The 21,039-nt window shown below is 60.6% G+C and carries 23 protein-coding genes and 2 tRNA genes; 9 read left to right on the top strand and 16 right to left on the bottom strand.

Annotated elements, in window-relative coordinates:
- Nucleotides 1–281 precede the first annotated feature (281 nt).
- The 7 genes from AAEZ09_RS02230 to AAEZ09_RS02260 all read right to left on the bottom strand — a co-directional run bounded on the left by AAEZ09_RS02230 (nucleotide 282) and on the right by AAEZ09_RS02260 (nucleotide 5,805).
- Nucleotides 282–357 (bottom strand) — tRNA-Thr (locus tag AAEZ09_RS02230).
- 77 nt (nucleotides 358–434) lie between these two features.
- Complete coding sequence (locus AAEZ09_RS02235; RefSeq protein ID WP_350597958.1) at nucleotides 435–1,259, bottom strand: FkbM family methyltransferase; 825 nt, start codon at nucleotides 1,257–1,259, stop codon at nucleotides 435–437.
- A gap of 343 nt (nucleotides 1,260–1,602) precedes the next feature.
- Nucleotides 1,603–2,832: a methyltransferase gene (locus tag AAEZ09_RS02240; RefSeq protein ID WP_350597959.1), complete on the bottom strand. Its 1,230-nt coding sequence runs from the start codon at nucleotides 2,830–2,832 to the stop codon at nucleotides 1,603–1,605.
- Nucleotides 2,813–3,502, bottom strand: coding sequence for an ABC transporter permease (locus AAEZ09_RS02245; protein ID WP_045062021.1), 690 nt, complete (start codon nucleotides 3,500–3,502; stop codon nucleotides 2,813–2,815). The genes AAEZ09_RS02240 and AAEZ09_RS02245 overlap by 20 nt, the downstream gene beginning before the upstream one ends.
- The gene (locus tag AAEZ09_RS02250; RefSeq protein WP_350597962.1) at nucleotides 3,499–4,194 is read right to left on the bottom strand and encodes an ABC transporter permease; all 696 of its coding nucleotides are present in this window, start codon (nucleotides 4,192–4,194) and stop codon (nucleotides 3,499–3,501) included. The genes AAEZ09_RS02245 and AAEZ09_RS02250 overlap by 4 nt, the downstream gene beginning before the upstream one ends.
- Nucleotides 4,195–4,272: 78 nt before the next feature.
- Nucleotides 4,273–5,019, bottom strand: a complete 747-nt coding sequence (locus tag AAEZ09_RS02255; protein ID WP_045062019.1) for an ABC transporter substrate-binding protein — start codon at nucleotides 5,017–5,019, stop codon at nucleotides 4,273–4,275.
- Between the two features lie 12 nt (nucleotides 5,020–5,031).
- Nucleotides 5,032–5,805 (bottom strand): ABC transporter ATP-binding protein, encoded by a 774-nt coding sequence (locus AAEZ09_RS02260; protein WP_247292342.1) that lies wholly within the window; start codon nucleotides 5,803–5,805, stop codon nucleotides 5,032–5,034.
- Nucleotides 5,806–5,980: 175 nt separating this feature from the next.
- Here AAEZ09_RS02260 and AAEZ09_RS02265 point away from each other — a divergent pair, with 175 nt between their 5' ends.
- Nucleotides 5,981–6,208: a hypothetical protein gene (locus AAEZ09_RS02265; protein WP_152644325.1), complete on the top strand. Its 228-nt coding sequence runs from the start codon at nucleotides 5,981–5,983 to the stop codon at nucleotides 6,206–6,208.
- Between the two features lie 157 nt (nucleotides 6,209–6,365).
- Nucleotides 6,366–7,757, top strand: a complete 1,392-nt coding sequence (gene gabP, locus AAEZ09_RS02270) for a GABA permease (protein WP_350597964.1) — start codon at nucleotides 6,366–6,368, stop codon at nucleotides 7,755–7,757.
- A 73-nt stretch (nucleotides 7,758–7,830) separates the two neighbouring features.
- Here the strand turns inward: gabP and AAEZ09_RS02275 are convergent, their stop codons facing one another.
- From AAEZ09_RS02275 to AAEZ09_RS02310, 8 genes are all read right to left on the bottom strand, one after another.
- Nucleotides 7,831–8,283, bottom strand: coding sequence for a hypothetical protein (locus AAEZ09_RS02275; RefSeq protein WP_045062014.1), 453 nt, complete (start codon nucleotides 8,281–8,283; stop codon nucleotides 7,831–7,833).
- Nucleotides 8,284–8,289: 6 nt separating this feature from the next.
- On the bottom strand, nucleotides 8,290–8,706 hold the full coding sequence (locus AAEZ09_RS02280) for a hypothetical protein (protein ID WP_350597967.1): 417 nt from the start codon (nucleotides 8,704–8,706) through the stop codon (nucleotides 8,290–8,292).
- A gap of 37 nt (nucleotides 8,707–8,743) precedes the next feature.
- Entirely contained in the window at nucleotides 8,744–9,706 is a 963-nt protein-coding gene (locus tag AAEZ09_RS02285; RefSeq protein WP_350597969.1) for an alpha/beta hydrolase family protein, read from the bottom strand.
- 162 nt (nucleotides 9,707–9,868) lie between these two features.
- Nucleotides 9,869–9,944, bottom strand: a tRNA-Phe gene (locus AAEZ09_RS02290).
- Between the two features lie 103 nt (nucleotides 9,945–10,047).
- On the bottom strand, nucleotides 10,048–10,320 hold the full coding sequence (locus AAEZ09_RS02295) for an oxidative damage protection protein (protein ID WP_010464608.1): 273 nt from the start codon (nucleotides 10,318–10,320) through the stop codon (nucleotides 10,048–10,050).
- Nucleotides 10,317–11,384, bottom strand: a complete 1,068-nt coding sequence (mutY, locus tag AAEZ09_RS02300) for an A/G-specific adenine glycosylase (protein ID WP_122841431.1) — start codon at nucleotides 11,382–11,384, stop codon at nucleotides 10,317–10,319. Before mutY ends, AAEZ09_RS02295 begins: the two co-directional genes overlap by 4 nt.
- Nucleotides 11,381–13,600: an AsmA family protein gene (locus AAEZ09_RS02305; protein ID WP_350597971.1), complete on the bottom strand. Its 2,220-nt coding sequence runs from the start codon at nucleotides 13,598–13,600 to the stop codon at nucleotides 11,381–11,383. The genes mutY and AAEZ09_RS02305 overlap by 4 nt, the downstream gene beginning before the upstream one ends.
- A gap of 78 nt (nucleotides 13,601–13,678) precedes the next feature.
- On the bottom strand, nucleotides 13,679–14,083 hold the full coding sequence (locus AAEZ09_RS02310) for an acetyl-CoA sensor PanZ family protein (RefSeq protein WP_045062009.1): 405 nt from the start codon (nucleotides 14,081–14,083) through the stop codon (nucleotides 13,679–13,681).
- 222 nt (nucleotides 14,084–14,305) lie between these two features.
- Here AAEZ09_RS02310 and AAEZ09_RS02315 point away from each other — a divergent pair, with 222 nt between their 5' ends.
- From AAEZ09_RS02315 to AAEZ09_RS02345, 7 genes are all read left to right on the top strand, one after another.
- Entirely contained in the window at nucleotides 14,306–15,967 is a 1,662-nt protein-coding gene (locus AAEZ09_RS02315) for an OFA family MFS transporter (protein ID WP_350597974.1), read from the top strand.
- Between the two features lie 282 nt (nucleotides 15,968–16,249).
- Nucleotides 16,250–16,843, top strand: coding sequence for an imidazoleglycerol-phosphate dehydratase HisB (gene hisB / locus AAEZ09_RS02320; RefSeq protein ID WP_007897437.1), 594 nt, complete (start codon nucleotides 16,250–16,252; stop codon nucleotides 16,841–16,843).
- A complete protein-coding gene (hisH, locus tag AAEZ09_RS02325) occupies nucleotides 16,843–17,481 on the top strand; it encodes an imidazole glycerol phosphate synthase subunit HisH (RefSeq protein ID WP_045062007.1) in 639 nt (212 codons plus the stop codon). Before hisB ends, hisH begins: the two co-directional genes overlap by 1 nt.
- Nucleotides 17,482–17,736, top strand: coding sequence for a DUF2164 domain-containing protein (locus AAEZ09_RS02330; protein ID WP_045062006.1), 255 nt, complete (start codon nucleotides 17,482–17,484; stop codon nucleotides 17,734–17,736).
- A 42-nt stretch (nucleotides 17,737–17,778) separates the two neighbouring features.
- Nucleotides 17,779–18,516 carry a 1-(5-phosphoribosyl)-5-[(5-phosphoribosylamino)methylideneamino]imidazole-4-carboxamide isomerase gene (gene hisA, locus AAEZ09_RS02335; RefSeq protein WP_045062005.1) on the top strand — a complete coding sequence of 246 codons (738 nt, stop codon included), beginning with the start codon at nucleotides 17,779–17,781 and terminating at the stop codon, nucleotides 18,514–18,516.
- A gap of 9 nt (nucleotides 18,517–18,525) precedes the next feature.
- Complete coding sequence (hisF, locus tag AAEZ09_RS02340; RefSeq protein ID WP_007972752.1) at nucleotides 18,526–19,296, top strand: imidazole glycerol phosphate synthase subunit HisF; 771 nt, start codon at nucleotides 18,526–18,528, stop codon at nucleotides 19,294–19,296.
- A 77-nt stretch (nucleotides 19,297–19,373) separates the two neighbouring features.
- Nucleotides 19,374–20,129, top strand: coding sequence for a substrate-binding periplasmic protein (locus AAEZ09_RS02345; RefSeq protein ID WP_350597979.1), 756 nt, complete (start codon nucleotides 19,374–19,376; stop codon nucleotides 20,127–20,129).
- Between the two features lie 132 nt (nucleotides 20,130–20,261).
- Here the strand turns inward: AAEZ09_RS02345 and AAEZ09_RS02350 are convergent, their stop codons facing one another.
- On the bottom strand, nucleotides 20,262–21,038 hold the full coding sequence (locus tag AAEZ09_RS02350; protein ID WP_350597981.1) for a divergent polysaccharide deacetylase family protein: 777 nt from the start codon (nucleotides 21,036–21,038) through the stop codon (nucleotides 20,262–20,264).
- Nucleotide 21,039 lies beyond the last annotated feature (1 nt).

Raw genomic sequence — 21,039 nt, forward strand, 5'->3', positions numbered from 1 at the left:
ATGTAATGAACATCATAGATGGCATACAGACCGCTGAAGAATTGTCGCGCGCCAGTCGAACAGCGAGGCGGTTAGATGGGGGAAGGGGCAGCAAGATAGTTATGACTGGATATCTACAGTGAGGCTGGCGGCCTCATCGCGAGCAAGCTCGCTCCCACAGGTTTTCCTTTGCGGGTAGTCCCGAGCAGTCAGGCCCCTGAGGTTTCTTTCAGGTGTAGGCAAAAAGTAAGCGACCCAGAAACAACAAAGCCCCTGCATTTCTGCAGGGGCTTCGTTTTGTATGGTGCCGGCACCAGGAGTCGAACCCGGGACCTACTGATTACAAGTCAGTTGCTCTACCAACTGAGCTATACCGGCGTGTTGGGCGACGATTATAGCGATTGGAATGGTTCTGTAAACCCCTGAATTCAGACTATTTTTGCGCGGGCCTTGGGTCAGGCGCGGCGCAGTGCTGTTCGGAGTTTGTGCAGGGCTTTCCAGGTGCGGCTGTTTTGGATGGCGTGCAGTTGCGCTTCGGCCTGTTCGGCGCGTTGTAGAGCGGCGGCGAGGTGTTGGTCGGCGTCGCTGAGGGGGTGGCTGAATGTGTGGCCGCGGCAGAGCTGGAAGTTGTCCAGGTTGCAGGGCGGGATGTCGAAGGCGGGTTTGAGGTTCAGGTGTTCTTCGGCGAGGTAGTAGGTGTTGAGGCCGTCGAACAGGATGGACTGGTAGCCGGCGTCGGTGAGCAGGGTTTCCCAGGTCTGGTTGCGCTCCCATGGGGTCTCGATGAGGATGATCCAGGGGCGCCACTGGCTGAAGTCTATGCCGCGCAGCACGGTTTCTTCGTGGCCTTCGACGTCGATTTTCAGGAAGTGGATGGGCTTGCCTTGGGCGTGCTGCTCGCAGATGGAGGTCAGTGTGCGCGATTGCACGGTGTGGCTGCGCACGTCCATGCCGGCGTCTTTGCGCTGTTGGGCGACGCTGGGTTCGAGTGTCGACAGGCCGGTGTCGGCGATGCTGTAGAAGGTCAGGTCCTGGGCGTTTTCGCCGGCGACACATTGCAGGTTGGTGTCTTTGGGACGTTGTTCGCACAGGGCCTGGTGGTAATTGGCGACAGGCTCGACGTTGATGCCGGTCCAGCCGTGGTCATAAAAAGCCTTGGTGACCGAGTCGTGGACGGGATCGTTGGCGCCTACGTCGATGTAGAAGCCGTTTTCGACGGTTCTGAGGGCGCGCCACAGGCGGATGTCTTCGAAGTTCTGTGCGTAGGAAATGAACGTCACGAGTCGAGTCCTGTGTTTTGTTTTTATTGTTAACGGCCGCAGTGTCGGCGCTTTGTTTGCCTGTATAGCAAGGGTCGCGGTCGGGGCGCAAATGCCTGCGGGCGTTGTCCCGTATTCGGCGGTTATGTCGTTTTCCCGAATTGCTTATGCACAACGGGCGTGATGGCCGTTACTGCTCATTACCGATTTTGTGGACCCGTTCTCATTCGCCCGCAAATGCCTGTTTTAATGGTTTTTTATCCATGCGTACGAAAAATGAACACAGGTGTTTCAGGAAGGAAACAGCTGTATACATTGGATCCAGGATAATTCCATCAACAGAGTTATCCACAGGCCGGGTGCTTCAGCAGCGCTCGCCCAGGATCAGCAGATTACGCGGAGTGAGGGGGCTTTCGCAGAAGGTTCCGAGGCGAATGGTGTAACCCTGCTCGGAGAGGTAAATGGCCCTGTCGAGCACCAGCCAAAGCTCCAGCGGGCGTCGGAAAAGCACGCGCAACAGCTCAAGGTTGCGCACCTGTGCCAGGCGTTGCCAGCCGGCGGCCTCCAGGGCGGGCCAGTCCTGGGCCCCGATTGTGGATAAGTTTTTGAGCGCGGCCAGGTGATGGCAGTACTCGGCGAAGGGTTTATCCAGCCAGGCGCTGGGCAGAGATGGCGTGGGCAGGTATTGATCGACTCCGCGCAGTTGCCTTTGCAGCAGGTCGAAGCACAGGCGGCGGGCCATGGAGGTGTCGCGCTGATGGCGGACCCGGGCGCCGGCGGTGACGGTTTCGCTGGCAGGCAGCGCCAGGTCATCCAGGGACAGCTGCAGGCTGGATTGCTGGCCCGGTGAGGAAAGCGCCTGATGGGCTGTGAGACTGATCCGGTTGTAGCAGCAGGGTGCGACAGCCAGCTGCTTGCAGCCTGCGGCGCTGGCGAGCTGGATCAGCCTGACGTGCAGGTCTCCGCAAGCGTGCAGCGCGACTGGGGTATGCCCGCAGTGCAGCAGGCTTGCGGCTTCGGCGGCGAGCACATCCTGTTCAACATGCAGGGCGTGCAGGTGATGGCGCTGGCTGAGTGCCTGGCCGCTGGCGACCAGTGCCGGGTCGTATTCCAGGCAGGTGAGTTGCTGGCCGGCCTGCAACAGGCGTCGGCCCAGGTGTCCTTTGCCGGCACACCAGTCGAGCCAGTGTTTGGACGGCTGGGTGAATTCCAGGCGGCTGGCAAACGCTTCGATCTGCTGCCATTTGCGCCCCGGCACATCGACATTCAGGCGGTGCCCGGCCTCTTCCAGCGCATGGGCCGGCAGTTCGCCAATGGCGCTGAGTTGCAGCGACTGTGCGGCCAGCGAAGCGAAAGGCTCGGGTGCGTCCAGCAGGGCGGGATGGTTGTGGGCGAGTTCAGCCTCTTCCAGTGAACGGCCGCGCAGCCACTGCGCCAGTTGCGGGCAGGACGCTTCCCAGGGAAGTTGCAGATGGGTGAACGGTCGCGGCTTCCACAGCGCTTGATGCTCAATCAGAAAAGCATCCAGCGCGGCGAAGCGGGCGAGCAGGGCCTCGCCCGTCAGCACTGGGCTATCAACGCCCTTGGCAGGCATCGACGCGCAGCCAGCGCTCCAGCAGCTTGAAGGCGCGCACCAGAACGAAGGCCATCAGCAGGTAGAACATGCCCGCCGCGAAGAAGATCTCCACCGGCAGGTAGGTCCGGGCAATGATGGTGCGGGCCATCCCGGTCAGCTCAAGCAAGGTCACGGTGCTGGCCAGGGCGCTGGCCTTGAGCATCAGGATGACTTCGTTGCTGTAGGCCGGCAGGCCGATGCGCGCGGCGCGGGGCAGGATGATGTAGAACATCGCCTTGGCCCGGGACATGCCCAGCGCCCGGGCAGCTTCGATTTCACCCTTGGGAATCGCCTGGATCGAACCGCGCAGGATTTCCGCGATGTAGGCGGCGGTGTGCAGGGTCATGGTCGCGGTGGCGCACCAGAACGGATCGCGCAGGTAGGGCCACATCGAGCTGTTGCGCACCGCATCAAACTGCGCCAGGCCGTAATAGACCAGGAACAGCTGGACCAGCAGCGGCGTGCCACGGAAAAAGAAGATGTAGGCGTAGGGGAATGCGCGCACGTACCACAGGCGCGATGACCGGGCGATGCCCAGCGGAATGGCCAGCAACAAACCGGCAATCACGGCGATGGCCACCAGCTCCAGCGTCAGGGTCGCGCCCTGGGCGAGCTTCGGCAGCCACTTGATGATGACTTCCCAGTTCATTGGGTGCTCCTTGCGAACCCGCGACCGGCGCGTTTTTCCATGAAGTGCATGCCGGTCATGGCGAGAATCGTCAGGCCCAGGTACATGAACGCGGCCACCATATAAAAGGTGAACGGTTGCTTGGAGACGGTGACGCCGATTTGCGCATGGCGCATGATTTCTTCCAGGCCGATCACGGACACCAGCGCCGTGTCCTTCATCAGGATCATGAACAGGTTGCCAAGGCCCGGCAGGGCGATGCGCCACATCTGCGGCATGATCAGCTTGGTGAAGATGCGAAATTTCGACAGGCCCAGGGCCACGCCCGCTTCACGGTGGCCTTTGGGGATGGCCAGGATCGCGCCGCGGAATACTTCCGTGGCGTAGGCGCCGAAGCACAGGCCAAGGGCAATCACGCCAGCGGCGAAGGCGTTGAGTTCCAGGTCGGGGTTGCCGAAGAACTCGCCCAGTTCGCGCATCAGGTTGACCGTACCGAAGTAGATCAACAGCACCCAGAGCAATTCCGGGATGCCACGCACCAGGGTCGAATAAGTGCCGCCAAGCCATTGCAACGGCTTGTACGGGGAAGTCTTGGCCAAGGCGCCGAGCAGACCGAGCACCAGCCCCAGGCACAGGGCCGAGAGTGCCAGTTTCACAGTCATCAGCGCGCCAGCGGCGAGCGCCGGGCCGAATCCGTAGAGATCGATAGTCATGGATTTCTTTTCAAATCGCGGCAGGCAATGCCAGGGGCGGGCGCCGTTAGCGAACGGCGCCTGCTAGGCAAGTCAGAATCAATAGATGCTGAAAGGGAAGTACTTGTCGTTGATCTTCTTGTAGGTGCCGTCGGCAACGATCTCTTTCAGTGCGGCGTTCAGCTTCTCGCGGACCGGGTCGCCTTTACGTACAGCGATACCGATCTTGTCGCTTTCTTCTACCGGGTCACCCTTGAACTCGTAAGAACGGCCGGCGTCGCTTTTGAGCCACTCGTAGTTGACGTACTTGTCCGCCAGGATGCCGTCCAGACGACCGGAGGTCAGGTCAAGGTAGGCGTTTTCCTGGGTGTCGTAGAGTTTGACTTCAACGCCTTCCATGTTGTCTTCCATCCAGGTGCCGGCGAGGGTCGCACGTTGTGCGCCGATCACTTTGCCTTGCAGTGAAGCCTTGTCAGTCTTGAAGTCTTTGTCTTTCGGGGCGATGAATTGCAGCTTGTTGCTGTAGTACGGGTCGGTGAAGTCCACCGCCTGCTTGCGCTCGTCGGTGATCGACATCGAGGAGATCAGGAAATCGAATTTCTTGGCGTTCAGGGCCGGAATGATCCCGTCCCAGTCGGAGGTCACCACGGTGCACTCGACTTTCATCTTGGCGCACAGGGCGTCGCCGATTTCCTTGTCGAAGCCGACCACGTTACCGCTGGCATCCTTGTTGTTGAACGGCGGGTAGGCCGCTTCGATGCCCATCTTCAAGGTTTCGGCCATGGCACCGGCGCTGAACGCCAGGGTGACGGCGGCAGCCAGGAAGACCTTTTTGTAGTTCTGCATGCTGTAGCTCCGTTAGCGGTTGCTGGACATGAATTGTTTGCAGCGCGCCGAAAGCGGGTTTTCGAACACCTGCTGTGGCGATCCTTGCTCTTCTACCAGGCCTTGGTGAAGGAACACCACTTCGCTGGACACCTGGCGGGCAAAGCCCATTTCGTGGGTGACCAGCAGCATGGTACGGCCTTCCTCGGCCAATGCGCGGATGACATTAAGTACTTCCTGGACCATTTCCGGGTCAAGGGCGGAGGTGGGCTCGTCGAACAGAATCACCTTGGGCTGCATCGCCAGCGTGCGGGCGATAGCCGCGCGTTGCTGCTGGCCGCCGGACAGTTCGGCGGGGTAGGCGTGGCGCTTGTCCGCGATGCCGACCTTGGCCAGCAAGGCTTCGGCGACTTCGGTGGCTTCGGCCTTGCTTTGCCCGAGCACCCGGCGCGGCGCTTCGATGATGTTGTCGAGCACGCTCATGTGCGGCCACAGATTAAAGTTTTGAAACACAAAACCAATCTCGCTGCGCAGGCGATTGATCTGCTTGCCATCGGCAGCGACCAGTTCGCCGTTCTTGGCGGCCTTGAGCTTGAGTTCTTCACCGGCCACCAGGATCTGGCCCTGGTGCGGGTTTTCCAGCAGGTTGATGCAACGAAGGAACGTGGACTTGCCGGAACCGGAGGAGCCCAGGATCGAGATCACATCGCCGTCGCGGGCGGTCAGCGAGATGCCTTTGAGCACCTCCAGCGAACCGTAGCGTTTATGCAGGTTGCGGATTTCAAGCGCGGGCGTGGCCTCAGCCATGTGCGTTCCTCATAGTGTGTTGCTCCTGCTGTTGGCGGCCTTCCTGGCGAGGCGGCCAAGCTAGCATAGCGTCTGAATGGCAGCCAACAGCGCTACGGGCAGTAAACGGATGTCATGTGGCAGGTTGTCGCATCGTCACAGCAGACTGTCGCGCTGCTATCAAACGAACAGGTGTTTGAACCTGCCCGGCGATGGAAAAACGACGTCCTGCCGTAAAAAAAGGCGCGATGTTGCCAGCTTTGCCGGGGGGTTGGAAGCGTTAACCGGACAAACGTTCCTGATCTGCACTTTTATTGTGCGACGGGCATTTTTTGTTGTGTTTCTGGTGCGGCAAATCGTCCTGAAAGTGAGTCGCAGGGTAACGCTCTGGCAAATTGCCATTAATCTCAAGCACTTGCGATGACTGTCCGGTCAGGCGGAGAGCCCCGGGTCTTGGGAGTTCGTAACATTTTGGCGCAATTATTGCGTGCAGAATAAGGAACGCCCCGTTGGTTTCTTTTTACGAGAGAGAACAAACGTCGAGCTCAATGCTTTCGCTTTTCCTTACAAAGGTAGTTTCAATGAGCAGTACCCCAAGTTCCAATGGCCTCGAACAGGGGCTCAAACCGCGTCATGTGACCATGCTGTCGATCGCCGGGGTTATCGGTGCCGGGCTGTTCGTCGGTTCCGGTCATGCCATTGCTGCAGCAGGCCCGGCCGTGCTGCTGGCCTACGCCGCCGCCGGTACCCTGGTGGTACTGGTGATGCGCATGCTGGGTGAGATGGCGGTTGCTTCACCGGACACCGGTTCATTTTCGACCTACGCCGATCGGGCGATCGGTCATTGGGCCGGCTTCACCATCGGCTGGCTGTACTGGTGGTTCTGGGTGCTGGTGATACCGCTGGAGGCCAACGCCGCGGCGACCATCCTGCACGCCTGGTTCCCGAATATAGCGATCTGGGCGTTTACGCTGATCATCACGCTGTTGCTGACGGCGACCAACCTGTTCAGTGTGAAGAATTACGGTGAGTTCGAATTCTGGTTCGCGCTGATCAAGGTCATTGCGATTGTCGGTTTCGTGGTGCTCGGTATCCTGGCGATTTTCGGCTTCCTGCCGACCAGTCAGGTCAGTGGTGTGTCCCACCTGTTCGACACCCAGGGCTTCATGCCTAACGGTATGGGCGCAGTACTGGCGGCTATTCTGACCACCATGTTCTCGTTCATGGGCACCGAGATCGTGACCATTGCCGCCGCAGAATCGAAGAACCCGGGCCAGCAAATTTCCAAGGCCACCAATTCGGTGATCTGGCGGATCGGCTTGTTCTACCTGGTGTCGATCTTCATCGTGGTATCCCTGGTGCCATGGAACGATCCAGTCCTGGCCAGCGTGGGTTCCTACCAGACCGTTCTTGAGCGCATGGGCATTCCAAACGCCAAGATGATCGTCGATATCGTGGTCCTGGTTGCGGTGACCAGCTGCCTGAACTCGGCGCTGTACACCGCCTCGCGCATGATGTTCTCCCTGGGCAAGCGCGGCGATGCGCCGGCGGTGTCCAAGCGCACCAACGGCAGCGGCACGCCGTACTGGGCCGTGGTGCTGTCGACGGCTGCTGCGTTCCTCGCGGTATTCGCCAACTACGTAGCGCCTGCTGCGGTGTTCGAATTCCTGCTGGCCAGCTCCGGCGCAATCGCCTTGCTGGTGTACCTGGTCATCGCGGTGTCGCAATTGCGCATGCGCAAGCAGCGCGCAATCGCCGGCGAGAAAATCGCCTTCCGCATGTGGCTGTTCCCGGGCCTGACCTACGCGGTCATCGTGTTCATCGTTGGCGTGCTGACGATCATGCTGTTCCAGGAAGCCCATCGCGTGGAGATCCTCGCGACCGGCTTGCTCAGCGTGCTGGTGGTAGCCGCCGGGCTGTTCGTGGCGCGCCGTCGCAAGCAGCAGAAGCTGGGCGCTGCAGTGCTGAACTGATAAGTAGCGGGTAACGCAAAACGGCCGCTGTCAGGGATGACAGGCGGCCGTTTTTGTTTCAGGGCGCAGCGGGTTACTCGCCCTTTTCTTCCTGCGCATCCAGCGCCTGGCGGTATTGGTCCAGTGCATGACCGAAGTCGGTGATGAACTGCGGCTCGGTGAGCCAGGCCTGGGCGGTTTCGCGGTCCATGCCGTCGGCCCACATGCGGTAGTCGAGCAGCATGTCGGCGGCCAGGTGGGTGGCGGCCATGGCTTCGTTGTCGGCGTTTTCCATGTCGAGCAGGTCGGGATGGTCCGAGATTATAACCGCGAGCTCCGACAGCAGTACCTGCAGCATGTCGTTGCGGCCGACTGCTTCGGCGTCGTGCATCTTGCTGAACATCGCCAGGGTGTATTCCGGGATCGGCTCGCCCGGTTCGCCCAGGTCATCATCCAGCGCTGCGGGTTTGCGGCCGTGGATGTTAATTTGCTTGGCTTTGATTTTTGCGCGCTTGGCGCGTTTCTGCTGCTTGTTCAGGGAGGCCATGGGAACTCAGTTGGGTGTCTGTGGGTTTTGGGCGGCGATGGCGTCGGAGGCTGCCACGTAATCAACCTGGAAGGCGGGGGATTCGATCCACGCCAGGGCGCCGGCTTCGTCGGTTTCGGTGGACCATTGGCGATACTCGATCAGCGCGCCGATGATGAAGTCAGTGGCGATCTCCTCGCCTTCCTGTTCCAGCACCAGGGCGAGCAGCGGGTGTTCGAGGAAGGCCGTGCACATCGCTTGCTGGCTGATTTTCTGCGCGTCGAGCATTTCCTTGAACAGTTCGGTCAGGTCCACCGAGTCAAAATCGATGCGATCGTCGTTCGGGTCCAGCTCCACCGGCGCAGCCGCTCGCTGGGTACGGTTCTGCTTGGCCTTGTCTTTGGCGCGGGTGGCGCGTTTTTGCTGCTTGTTGGCGGAGGCCATGGGCGTCGTTCCGTATTGCGTTGAGTGGGCGCATCAGTCAGCTGCGTGGCACTAGCCGCCCCGGAGTGCCGGGGGCCAGTTCGCCGCTTTGCAGCCAGGACAATGCAATGGGCCATAGTGTGGCTTGGTATGCGCTGCGAAAAAAGGCGAAATGTCCCACGTCTGTCTGATCGATGTCTTCAGGTGCGATGCGCAAATGGGTTTTGCGGCAGTGGGTGAAGTAGCCGAGCAGGCGTTCTATGGCGGGAATTGTGCCATAGGGGTCGTCGCTGATGCTGATGGCCAGGACTTGCGCCTTGACTGCCGCAAAGGTTTTCACATGCAGGTCGCGGCCGCTGGGGCGCCTTTCGTAACGGGCGGTGGGTGTGCTCCAGTCCCGGACGACGCCGGCAGGGGTGTCTTCCAGCCAGCCCAGGCGCTTGCCGGGGAAGTAACCGTACAGCATCGTCAGCAACGGCATCACCAGGTGCCACTTGCCCAACATGCGCCAGCGATGGGCGGGCGCATAGTCGCGCCAGTAAGCGAATTGCGCACCCACCGTCACCAGGCGACGAATCACCGGCCCCGAGGCTCCCAGGCCCGCTGCACAGCCGCCAAAGCTGTGAGCCACCACATCGATGGGTTGGCCGGGGAATTCGCGCTGGGCGCGCTTGAGCATCGCCTCGAAGTCCAGGGTGCCCCAGTCGGACCATGACGCCCTCAGGCCTTTCATCGAAGCGGGGCGTGAATCCCCGATGCCGCGGTAATCATAGGTGATCACGTCGAAGCCGTTGGCATGCAGATAGTCGGCAAACCGCGCGTAGTGGCGGCAGCGCACGGAAGTGGCGGCGTTGATGATCACGACCGGGCGCGCGCTGTCATGGGAAGCATGGCGCCAGGTAAAGCCGCCGAGGATAAAACCGTCTGCAGCGGGTTCCTTGAAGGGTTCGCCGGGCGCGAACGCGGGCAGCGGTAACTCGATGTGGCTGGGTGCCAGTGACGGCATGTCCTGCAGATTCATCGGCGTCTTACCATTGCGGGTAGCTGACAACGATAGTCTTCGGGCGGCGGTTGGACAATCCAGGCCGAGGCCGGGGTGTGCAGGAAAGTACATCACGGCTGCGCCGGTCAAATCGCAGGCATAAAAAAACCCTGAATCTTGCGATTCAGGGTTTTCGGTATTTGGTGCCCAGAGACGGAATCGAACCGCCGACACGGGGATTTTCAATCCCCTGCTCTACCGACTGAGCTATCTGGGCAACGGGGCGCATTAAACTGGTTTTTCAGGGGGTCGTCAAGCAAGTTTTCAAAAAATATTTAATTATTACCGTCGCTTACGATCCGACCCCTGTGAAATCGGGATTATTCAGCCGGCGGAACGTAGCCGTCAGCCTTGGCGTATTCCTCGCCGGAGAAGTACTTGTCCATTTCGCCCTGAAGATATTTGCGGTCTTCGGCGTTCATCATGTTCAGGCGTTTTTCGTTGATGAGCAGGGTCTGGTGTTTCTGCCAGTCGGCCCAGGCCTTGGCCGAGACGTGGTCAAAAATGTCCTGGCCTTTGGCGCCCGGGAATGGAGCGCGCTCCAGGGCAGGCAATTCTTCTTTGTACTTGCGGCACATGATGGTGCGGGTCATGACGACTCTCCTGCGTTCAATACGGCGGCCGCGCGTTCGAGCAAGGTCTTGACCGGGGCGGCAAGGCCCAGGCGCGGCGGGGTGGCGAGGTTATACCAGAGCCAGTCGGCCTCGGCCACGTGATGGGCCGCCTCCTGGACCTGGACCAGCCAGGGTTCGATGGATAACTGGAAGTGACTGAAAGTGTGCACCAGGCTCGGCAAGGCTTGTTGCTGGCCCAGCTCCAGCGAGTGTTGAGTGGCCAGGTGTTGCAGGTCGTCCAGGTCATCGAGCTCCGGAAGGCTCCACAAGCCGCCCCACAAGCCCGTCGAAGGCCGACGGTAGAGCAGAATCGCGCCTTCGCCGTTGGCCAGCATCGGCATCAGCGTGCGCTTCTGGGGCACGGCTTTGCGCGGCTTGGGGATCGGGTAGCGGGTTTCCAGGCCGAGCATGTGCGCTTCACAGCCTTTTTCCAGCGGACACAGCAGGCAACTGGGCTTGCTGCGAGTACAGAGCGTGGCGCCCAGGTCCATCATGGCCTGGGTGTAGGCATTGACCCTATCATGGGGCGTGAAGCGCTCTGCGGTGGCCCACAGCTGTTTGGCCACCTTCGGCTCGCCCGGATATCCCTCCTGGGCCGTAAAGCGCGCCAGGACGCGTTTGACGTTGCCATCGAGGATCGGTGCACGCATGCCCATGCTCAGGCTGGCGATGGCGCCGGCGGTAGACAGGCCAATACCTGGCAGCTCGACCAGCTTGTCGACGTCCCGCGGAAATTCACCGGCGTAGTCGGCCACAATGATTTTCGCGGTTTTCTGCAGATTGCGCGCCCGTGTGTAGTAGCCCAGGCCGGTCCACAGGTGCAGCACTTCATCTTCCGGCGCGGCAGCCAGGGCTTCGACCGTCGGCAACGAGGCCATGAAGCGGTCGAAGTAGTTCAGCACGGTGCTGACCTGGGTCTGCTGCAGCATGATCTCAGAGACCCACACCCGATACGGCGTGATGCCCTGCTGCCAAGGCAAATCGTGGCGGCCGTGGCGGTCGTACCAATCCAGCACTGCTGCCGAAAACTGCTCGGATCTCATCGCTTGAACAGCCCTTTAAGTGCGTTTTTCAGTTCCGGACTGACTTTGTCGCCGAGTTTTTCGTCGATTTTTTCACTGAGCTTGTCTCCCGCGAGTCGGGTCGCGACCTGGCCCATGCGTTCGTTATCGAGGCGGCAAGCCTTGGCACCCAGTTCCAGTGGGCCGCGGCAGCGCAAAGGCCACTCGATGCCGACGAACTTCTCGCCGACCTGACAGGCCGGGTCGGGCATGTCGCTCTTGTCGCCTTCGACGATGATGCCGACGCGGTAATCCATGCCCAGCACGCGCAGGTCGACATCGCCGTCGCCATTGACGGTCATGCCGGGGATGCGCACTTTCAGGTCGGGGTTGGTGGCTACGCCATTACGAAAGGTCAGGTTGCCCTTGAGCTCCTGGAAGGGCGTGTCCTTGCCGCGCGGCTCGCCGCTGAGGGTCTTGCGGTTGAGCGTGGCGATGCCTTTGCACAGCTGCTGTTCAAGGTTGGCATTGAGCAGCACGCCATTGTTGATCGCGAAACTGGCGGTGCCGTTGAGGGTGTCGACCAGGGCTTTCTGGCTGTTGCCGCTGCCGGTCAGGTTGCTGTTGAGGGTGACCAGGCCTTTGACCGGCGGGTTTTTACCCTGGCTTTCAAGGATTTTTTCCACCGGCACTTTGTTGATCTGGGTCTGCAGGTTCAGCGCCGGGACCGGTTGGCGCACATCGAGGGTGCCTTTGGCTTCGAAGTTACCTTCGTACAATTCGCCGCGCAGGTTTTCCAGGGTCAGCAGGCCATTTTGGCCGGTAGCCTTGAGGGCCGCGTTGCGGATCGGCAGCTTGTCGAGGGTGAGTTGGCCGAACGTCAGGTCGGCGTCGAGATCGAGTTTGCTCAGGCGCTCCACGGGCAACAGGCGATCGTTGCTCCAGGCTGTCTTGGTCGGCGCATCCGGCAGCGGAGTGCTGCCTGCGCCGGCCATGGCATTGGCTTCGGTGCTGGCCACTTCGGCCTGGCGCACTTGCGTTGCGCTATTGGCTTCGGCAGATTTTGGCTTTAGGTAACGGTCGACGTTGAAGGTGTCAGCCTTGAGCACCGCACGCAGCGATTGCCTGGCGAAGTCCTCGACGGCGATGCGACCGCTGAAGCTGCTGTCGTCGATTTTCAGGTTGATGTTGTCGAAGGCCACGCTGGTGGACGTTGCGCTGACGCGACTGACCAGCTCGACCTTGCTCAGGCTGCCTTCGGCCATGGCCGGCAGGGTCTGGCCGATGCTGTCGACGAACTTGGCCAGGTCGAACTGGGCGATCGATAGCGCGCCGTTCACCTGAGGTGTCTTGTCGAGGTCGTTGACCTTCAGCTCGCCGAGTGCGCGAAGCTGGTTGGCGGAAATCTTGATGCCGGTCCATTCGGCGACGTTCGCCGCTTTATCCAGCAAAATCTGGCCCTGGGCGGCGAAAGTCATGGTCTTGCCTTGCAACGGATCGCCAGCCACTTCCCCTGTCAGTTTCATGTCTTCGAATTTGTAGCGCTGCAGGGCGCGTTCGAAACGCAGTTCGCCGTTCAGTTCAGTGCGAACCCGCAGGACTGGCTGATTGGTGCCAAGGAACGCCGTGAGTTTGACCGGAATATTGGTCGAGTCATGCACGGCGCCGGTGCTGAGCTGGATGCTTTCGGCGCTGAACTGCTTGCCGGTCTTTTCGTCGCTGTATTCAACCCGGGCGTTATTGACAGTCAGGCTGTCGATGTCCAGGCGAATGGGCTGGGCGGGTTTTTCCGCCTGGGCCGTGGTCTCCCTGGCAGGCTCACCGGGGGTGGCAGGTGGCGTGGTCTGAGTGGCAGGCACCTTGCCGATGTCTTCCCAGTTGCCGTGGCCGTCCTTGTCGCGGTTCAGGCGCAGGTTCAGGCCTTCGACCCGCACATCGCTCATTTGGACTTCGCGGCGCAGCAGGGGCAGCACGCGAACGGACAGGCCGAGCATTTGCAGGTCGGCGAAGGGTTCGGCGGGTTTGGCCAGGGTCGCGACACTGGCTTCGTGCAATTCCAGGCCCAGCCACGGGAACAGGCTCCAGCCGATGTCGCCATTGAGCGTCAGCTCGATGTGGGCCTTGTCGCGAGCTATCTGGCGAATCTCGTCTTTATAGTCATTGGGATCAAAGAGGTGGGTCAGTGCAAAACCCAGGGCCACAATGATCAGCAATAGCCCGAGAAGTACCAGACCCAGGATTTTGCCGAACGCTTTCATGGGCGAGTCCTTGTAGTTAGTCAAATTCGAAATTCAGCCGGGGAGTATAGCGCCCCGGGGACGACGATCGGTCGGCGATCACGTTGTCAGTTCATCCAGCGACACTTTCAGCTTGGCGGCGAGCGCCTGAGCTTCAAGATGGCCGGCGGGAGCCAGCAGGTGCAAGGTGGCGCCGGCGTCGCGGGCCATTTTCCGCGCCTCGTCCACCAGGCGTTCGGCGACGCCGCGTCGCCGGGTGACCTTGCGCACGCACAATTGCGACAGGTGCCAGACGTTCTGGTGCCGTTGCAGGCGAGCTGCACCCAGCAACCGGTCATTGAAGCGCCCGGCGATCAGTGAGCCATCGCCCAGGCAGGCTTCGATCAACTGTTGCGGCGAGGCAAAGGGTGCGAAGAGCCACTGCGGCGCATCAAGGTAAATCTTCTGCAGGTCTTGCTGATCCTGATAGTTGGCTTCTTTGAGCGACTCGACAACGATCGGCATGGCGGCTCCAGCGTGAAAGAGATCAGATGACGTGCAAAAGGTGATGGCAGATTGATTTTTCTGCCACGCGCAAATGGTAACCTCTGCTGGTACGTCCGTCCTTCTGCGACTTGATGTTGCATCAAAATGGAGCTTCATCTGACAAGACAGTCATGCCTGTGTGCATAAAGGCTGGGGATGAGCAGTGGCTGGCGAACAATACTAATAATTGGGGGATACACAATGACCACGAGCATCACGGCTGACGGCATCGCCGGCCAGCCTGCGTTCCTGTCCAAGGAACGCATCATCGCCAAGCCCGGTTTCAACCGTTGGCTGGTACCGCCGGCTGCACTGGCGATCCACCTGTGCATCGGCATGGCCTACGGCTTTTCGGTGTTCTGGCTGCCGTTGTCCAAAGCGCTGGGTGTGACCGCGCCTGTGGCTTGCGCGCCGGACATGAGCTTTATTTCGCAAATCTTCTCCTCCCAGTGCGACTGGCCGATCTCGATGCTCGGCTGGATCTACACCCTGTTCTTCATTTTCCTCGGTTGCTCGGCGGCGATCTGGGGTGGCTGGCTGGAACACGCCGGGCCGCGCAAGGCTGGCGTAGTGTCGGCATTGTGCTGGTGTGGTGGTCTGCTGATATCGGCGCTGGGGATTTATACCCACCAGATCTGGCTGATGTGGGTAGGTTCCGGGGTCATTGGCGGCATCGGCCTTGGTTTGGGCTACATTTCGCCGGTTTCGACCCTGATCAAGTGGTTCCCGGACAAACGCGGCATGGCCACTGGCATGGCGATCATGGGCTTCGGTGGTGGCGCTATGGTGGGGGCTCCGCTCGCTGCGGCGCTGATGGGGCATTTTGCCTCGCCGACCAGCGTCGGGGTGTGGCAAAGCTTCCTGGTAATGGCCGCGATCTACTTCGTGTTCATGATCGGCGGCGCACTGTCCTACCGCGTTCCGCCAACGGGCTGGAAGCCTGAGGGCTGGACTGCCCCGGCCAAGAAAACTGCGAATGCGATGATCACCCATCGCCATGTGCACGTGAATGTGGCGTGGAAAACCCCGCAATTCCGCCTGGTTTGGCTGGTTCTGTGCCTCAACGTGTCTGCCGGTATCGGCATCCTGGGCATGGCGTCGCCGCTGTTGCAGGAAGTGTTTGGCGGCAAGCTGATCGGTGTCGACCTGCCATTTGGCCAACTGGATGCCGGGCAACTGGCTTCGATCGCTGCCATTGCGGCAGGTTTTACCGGGTTGCTGAGCCTGTTCAACATCGGTGGTCGTTTCTTCTGGGCGTCGTTCTCGGATTACCTGGGCCGCAAAAACACCTATTTCGTGTTCTTCGCCCTGGGTTTCGCGCTGTACGCGCTGATCCCGAACCTGGGCCACCTGGGCAATATCGCGCTGTTCGTGGCGGCGTTTTGCATCATCCTGTCGATGTACGGCGGTGGTTTTGCGACGGTGCCGGCTTACCTGGCGGACCTGTTCGGCACCCAGATGGTGGGGGCGATTCACGGTCGCCTGCTGACCGCATGGGCGGCGGCGGGTGTGTTAGGGCCGGTGCTGGTGAACTACCTGCGCGAGTATCAGCTGAGCATTGGGGTGGAGCGCGCGGCAGCTTATGACATCACCTTGTACATCCTGGCAGGCCTGCTGGTGTTGGGCTTCCTGTGCAACCTGCTGGTGCGGCCGGTGGCGGACAAGTACTTCATGACCGACGCCGAACTGGCCGCCGAACAGGCGCTGGGTCACGACAAGGGCGCTGACAGCACTACCGTGCTGGAGTGGAAAGCCGCCCCGGGTACCAAGCCGCTGGCGATTGCCGCCTGGCTGGTGGTGGGCGTTCCGTTGGCGTGGGGTGTCTGGGTGACCCTGCAGAAAACGGCGGTGCTGTTTCACTAAGGGACAGGCCTGAATTTCAGGCCAACACCCAACCCTGTGGGAGCGGGCTTGCCCGCGATTGCGGCCTGACAGTCGGCAGAAATGCTGAATGTGCGGGCCCTGTCGCGAGCAGGCTCACTCCCACACTTGATTCATGTGTCTCCAGATATCGCTTGTATGGACATGTCTACCCGCCACACTCCTGAATTCACTCCGTCAGCGATATCACCTCTCGTGTTTCTGTTTCCCGCCCGCGCCCCTATAATGGATGCCTTTTTCGCCCAATGATTTGCGGAGCTGGTGATGGCCGAACGTATGGCGTCAGTCGAGCGCGACACTCTGGAAACCCAGATTAAAGCCTCGATCAACCTGGATGGCACCGGAAAGGCCCGATTTGATATCGGTGTACCTTTTCTTGAGCACATGCTGGACCAGATCGCCCGTCACGGGCTGATCGACCTGGATATCGTCAGCAAGGGCGACCTGCATATCGACGACCACCACACCGTGGAAGACGTCGGCATCACCCTGGGTCAGGCTTTTGCCAAAGCCATCGGTGACAAAAAAGGCATCCGTCGCTACGGCCACGCCTATGTCCCGCTGGATGAAGCACTGTCGCGGGTAGTCATCGACTTCTCCGGCCGTCCTGGCTTGCAGATGCATGTTCCCTATACCCGCGCCACCGTTGGCGGTTTCGATGTTGACCTGTTCCAGGAATTCTTCCAGGGCTTCGTCAACCACGCACTGGTCAGCCTGCACATCGACAATCTGCGTGGCACCAACACCCACCACCAGATCGAAACCGTGTTCAAGGCATTCGGCCGCGCCCTGCGCATGGCCGTCGAGCTCGATGACCGCATGGCCGGCCAAATGCCGTCGACCAAGGGCGTTCTGTAATGCAGACGGTCGCGGTAATCGATTACGGCATGGGCAACCTGCACTCGGTGGCCAAGGCCCTCGAGCACGTCGGTGCCGGCAAGGTCCTGATCACCAGCGATGCCAATGTGATTCGCGAAGCCGACCGGGTGGTTTTTCCCGGCGTCGGCGCGATTCGCGACTGCATGGCCGAGATCCGGCGCCTGGGCTTCGATTCGCTGGTGCGCGAAGTCAGCCAGGACCGTCCGTTCCTCGGCATCTGCGTCGGCATGCAAGCCCTGCTCGATAGCAGTGAAGAGAACGACGGCGTTGACTGCATCGGCCTGTTTCCCGGCGCGGTGAAGTTCTTCGGCAAGGACCTGCATGAAGATGGCGAGCATCTGAAGGTCCCGCACATGGGCTGGAACGAAGTGCAGCAGACGATCTCGCATCCGCTGTGGCACAACATTCCGGACCTGGCGCGTTTTTACTTCGTGCACAGCTACTACATCGCTGCCGGCAACGCGCGGCAGGTGGTGGGTGGCGGTCACTACGGTGTCGATTTCGCCGCGGCGCTGGCCGATGGCTCGCGTTTCGCCGTGCAGTTCCACCCGGAGAAGAGCCATACCCATGGCCTGCAATTGTTGCAGAACTTCGCTGCGTGGGATGGTCGCTGGTAAATGGCCAGGAAAAAGCCGCCGATCCTGACCCTCACTCCCGAACAGGAGAATGAGGCCAATCACAAGATCAAGCGCTTCATGGAGGATCGCTTCGAACTGGACCTGGGTTCGTTCGAAGCGGCCGAAATCCTTGAGCTGTTTACCCGCGAAATTGCTCCGCACTATTACAACAGGGCGATTTTCGATGTGCAGACGCACCTTAAAGAAAGGTTCGAGAGCATCGAAAGCGACTTGTGGGCGCTCGAGAAAAACTGATTTCCGAGCGAAGCTGAACAATCGAATTTGAAGGTTTGCCAGATGCTGATTATCCCCGCTATCGATCTCAAAGACGGTGCCTGTGTTCGTCTGCGCCAGGGCCGCATGGAAGATTCCACGGTGTTCTCCGATGACCCGGTGAGCATGGCCGCCAAGTGGGTAGAGGGCGGTTGCCGCCGTCTGCATCTGGTCGACCTGAACGGTGCTTTTGAAGGCCAGCCGGTCAATGGCGAGGTTGTCACTGCGATCGCCAGGCGCTACCCCAACCTGCCGATCCAGATCGGCGGCGGTATCCGTTCGCTGGAAACCATCGAGCACTACGTGAAAGCCGGCGTGAGCTACGTGATCATCGGCACCAAGGCCGTGAAAGACCCCGCGTTTGTCGCCGAAGCCTGCCGCGCATTCCCTGGCAAGGTAATCGTTGGCCTGGATGCCAAGGACGGCTTCGTCGCTACCGACGGCTGGGCTGAGATCAGCACCGTGAACGTCATCGACCTGGCCAAACAATTCGAATCCGACGGTGTGTCTGCCATCGTTTATACCGACATCGCCAAAGACGGCATGATGCAGGGCTGCAACGTTTCGTACACCGCTGCGCTGGCGGCTGCCACGCGTATTCCGGTGATTGCTTCCGGCGGCATCCACAACCTGGGTGACATCAAGTCGCTGCTCGACGCCAAGGCGCCTGGCATCATCGGCGCGATCACCGGCCGGGCGATTTACGAAGGCACCCTCGACGTCGCCGAAGCGCAAGCTTTCTGCGATTCGTATAAAGGCTGAGGACTGACTATGGCGCTGGCCAAACGCATCATCCCTTGCCTGGACGTGGACAACGGCCGGGTCGTCAAGGGTGTGAAGTTCGAGAACATCCGCGATGCCGGTGATCCGGTGGAAATCGCCCGTCGCTACGACGAGCAGGGCGCTGACGAGATTACCTTTCTCGACATCACCGCCAGCGTCGATGGCCGCGACACCACGCTACATACCGTCGAGCGCATGGCCAGCCAGGTATTCATCCCGCTGACCGTGGGCGGCGGCGTGCGTACCGTGCAGGACATTCGCAACTTGCTCAATGCCGGCGCGGACAAGGTCTCGATCAATACCGCGGCCGTGTTCAACCCGGAATTCGTCGGCGAAGCTGCCCAGCATTTCGGTTCGCAGTGCATCGTTGTCGCCATTGACGCCAAGAAAGTCTCCGGCCCGGGCGAAACCCCGCGCTGGGAAATCTTCACCCACGGCGGGCGCAAACCTACCGGTCTCGACGCGGTGGAGTGGGCGAAGAAGATGGAAGGCCTGGGCGCCGGTGAAATCCTGCTGACCAGCATGGACCAGGACGGCATGAAAAACGGCTTCGACCTGGGCGTGACTCGCGCCATCAGCGATGCACTGGGGATCCCGGTGATTGCTTCGGGTGGCGTCGGCAACCTGCAGCATCTGGCCGATGGCATCATCGAAGGTCACGCCAGTGCCGTGCTGGCGGCGAGTATCTTCCACTTCGGCGAATACACCGTGCAGGAAGCCAAGGCCTACATGGCTCATCGCGGCATCGTGATGCGCTGAACAAACGGTACAGGCCAGTGGACATCATGGCGGGCTCAAGGCACTCTTGGGTACGCCATGGATCTCGGTAGCCAGACATGCTGAAACGCTTTCTTCTTGTCCTCGCCAGCGCAGCCGTATTGCTCTCCAACAATGTGCCTGCCGCAGAAAGTCACGCCACCGACCTGGTGCTGCTGACTGAAAACTTCCCGCCCTACAACATGGCGAAGAACGGCAAGAATTTCGCCCAGAACGAAAATATCAATGGCATCGCCACCGACATCGTCCGCGAGATGTTCAAGCGTGCTGATATCACCTACAGCCTGACGCTGCGTTTCCCCTGGGAGCGCGTGTATAAACTCGCCCTCGAAAAACCAGGCTACGGCGTGTTCGTGATGGCGCGACTGCCTGATCGCGAAAATCTCTTCAAGTGGGTTGGCCCCATTGGTCCTGATGACTGGATCATGCTCGCCAAGGCAGACAGCAAGATCAGCCTGGAGACGCTGGAGCAGGCCAGCCAATACCGGATCGGTGCCTACAAGGGCGATGCGATCGCCGAGACGCTGACCAGGCAGGGCCTAAAGCCAATCGTGGTGCTGCGCGATCAGGACAACGCGAAGAAGCTGGTCAATGGCCAGATCGACCTGTGGGCCACGGGTGACCCGGCTGGGCGTTATCTGGCGCGTCAGGAGGGCGTGTACGGGCTCAAGACGGTACTGCGGTTCAACAGTGCCGAGCTCTATCTGGCGTTGAACAAAGACGTTCCGGATACCACCGTTGCCAAACTGCAGGCCGCGCTGGATCAGTTGCGCAAGGAAGGCGTGGTGGATGAGATCATGGCGAAGTATCTCTAGGTAAATCAAAAGATCGCAGCCTTCGGCAGCTCCTACGCCGAACGCACCACCCTGCAGGTGCTGCCGAGCGCACCCACGTGTAGGAGCTGGCGAACGCCCCGACGTGTAGGAGCTGCCGAAGGCTGCGATCTTTTAGCGGTACACGCCATCGTTGCCGTGAGCCACCGTCGCGCGATTGCCGCGCACGCTGATCATCTGCTTGATGTCGATCCACTCAATCCCCTGAGCCTTGAGTTTCGGCAATTCCCGCTCCAGTACCGCCAGCGTCTGCGGATACGGATGCCCGATCATCACCGCCGAACCCTGCTTGCGCGCCAGGCTGATGGCCGTCTGTAGCTGGGTGAAAATCGCCGCTTCAGTGCGCTCATCGTCCAGAAACACATCCCGCGAAACGCTCGCCAACCCAATCTTCTGCGCCTCGGCCGCCGCAACCGTCTGCGCGCTGGTGCGGCTGTCGACGAACAGCTTGTGCCGGCGCTGCAAGTGCGCCATCAACCAGGCCATGGCCGGTCGCTGAGCGGTCATGCGGCTGCCCATATGGTTGTTGATGCCGGCGGTATAAGGCACGACCTTGAGCGCCGCGTTCAGGCGTTTCTCAAGTTCTTCGATAGGCAGCTCGGGATGCCAGGCGAACGGGCCGGTGGCCGGGTCCATGGGCATGTGCAGGATCACTGTCTTGCCGGCGCGGTGTGCTTCACGGGCAAACTCGGTGGCGTGTGGCGTGTCGGGCATGATCGCCGCCGTCACGGGGCCGGGCAGGGCAAGCACTCGACGGTCCCGGGGCAGGTTCTGCCCCAGGTCGTCAATGATCAGGCTGATGTAGGCCTTATGCGCCGTGGTAGTGGCGGGCGTCGCGTGAGCAACACCCGCCAGGCAGCACAACAGGGCGAGCAGCAACCGCACGCACATC

The sequence above is a fragment of the Pseudomonas sp. 65/3-MNA-CIBAN-0223 genome, assembly GCF_040310425.1.
Classification (GTDB): Bacteria; Pseudomonadota; Gammaproteobacteria; order Pseudomonadales; family Pseudomonadaceae; genus Aquipseudomonas; species Aquipseudomonas gregormendelii.

Excerpts from the sequence above, each read along its gene's own strand:
- AAEZ09_RS02350 (WP_350597981.1), bottom strand. The coding sequence starts at position 21,038 with ATGTGCGTGCGGTTGCTGCTCGCCCTGTTGTGCTGCCTGGCGGGTGTT.
- AAEZ09_RS02345 (WP_350597979.1), top strand. The coding sequence starts at position 19,374 with ATGCTGAAACGCTTTCTTCTTGTCCTCGCCAGCGCAGCCGTATTGCTC.
- AAEZ09_RS02280 (WP_350597967.1), bottom strand. The coding sequence starts at position 8,706 with ATGGCCTCCGCCAACAAGCAGCAAAAACGCGCCACCCGCGCCAAAGAC.
- AAEZ09_RS02295 (WP_010464608.1), bottom strand. The coding sequence starts at position 10,320 with ATGACCCGCACCATCATGTGCCGCAAGTACAAAGAAGAATTGCCTGCC.
- AAEZ09_RS02240 (WP_350597959.1), bottom strand. The coding sequence starts at position 2,832 with ATGCCTGCCAAGGGCGTTGATAGCCCAGTGCTGACGGGCGAGGCCCTG.
- AAEZ09_RS02315 (WP_350597974.1), top strand. The coding sequence starts at position 14,306 with ATGACCACGAGCATCACGGCTGACGGCATCGCCGGCCAGCCTGCGTTC.
- AAEZ09_RS02310 (WP_045062009.1), bottom strand. The coding sequence starts at position 14,083 with ATGCCGATCGTTGTCGAGTCGCTCAAAGAAGCCAACTATCAGGATCAG.
- AAEZ09_RS02330 (WP_045062006.1), top strand. The coding sequence starts at position 17,482 with ATGGCCAGGAAAAAGCCGCCGATCCTGACCCTCACTCCCGAACAGGAG.
- hisA (WP_045062005.1), top strand. The coding sequence starts at position 17,779 with ATGCTGATTATCCCCGCTATCGATCTCAAAGACGGTGCCTGTGTTCGT.
- hisF (WP_007972752.1), top strand. The coding sequence starts at position 18,526 with ATGGCGCTGGCCAAACGCATCATCCCTTGCCTGGACGTGGACAACGGC.
- AAEZ09_RS02260 (WP_247292342.1), bottom strand. The coding sequence starts at position 5,805 with ATGGCTGAGGCCACGCCCGCGCTTGAAATCCGCAACCTGCATAAACGC.
- AAEZ09_RS02305 (WP_350597971.1), bottom strand. The coding sequence starts at position 13,600 with ATGAAAGCGTTCGGCAAAATCCTGGGTCTGGTACTTCTCGGGCTATTG.
- hisH (WP_045062007.1), top strand. The coding sequence starts at position 16,843 with ATGCAGACGGTCGCGGTAATCGATTACGGCATGGGCAACCTGCACTCG.
- AAEZ09_RS02245 (WP_045062021.1), bottom strand. The coding sequence starts at position 3,502 with ATGAACTGGGAAGTCATCATCAAGTGGCTGCCGAAGCTCGCCCAGGGC.
- AAEZ09_RS02285 (WP_350597969.1), bottom strand. The coding sequence starts at position 9,706 with ATGAATCTGCAGGACATGCCGTCACTGGCACCCAGCCACATCGAGTTA.
- mutY (WP_122841431.1), bottom strand. The coding sequence starts at position 11,384 with ATGAGATCCGAGCAGTTTTCGGCAGCAGTGCTGGATTGGTACGACCGC.
- AAEZ09_RS02250 (WP_350597962.1), bottom strand. The coding sequence starts at position 4,194 with ATGACTATCGATCTCTACGGATTCGGCCCGGCGCTCGCCGCTGGCGCG.
- AAEZ09_RS02275 (WP_045062014.1), bottom strand. The coding sequence starts at position 8,283 with ATGGCCTCCCTGAACAAGCAGCAGAAACGCGCCAAGCGCGCAAAAATC.
- AAEZ09_RS02255 (WP_045062019.1), bottom strand. The coding sequence starts at position 5,019 with ATGCAGAACTACAAAAAGGTCTTCCTGGCTGCCGCCGTCACCCTGGCG.
- gabP (WP_350597964.1), top strand. The coding sequence starts at position 6,366 with ATGAGCAGTACCCCAAGTTCCAATGGCCTCGAACAGGGGCTCAAACCG.
- hisB (WP_007897437.1), top strand. The coding sequence starts at position 16,250 with ATGGCCGAACGTATGGCGTCAGTCGAGCGCGACACTCTGGAAACCCAG.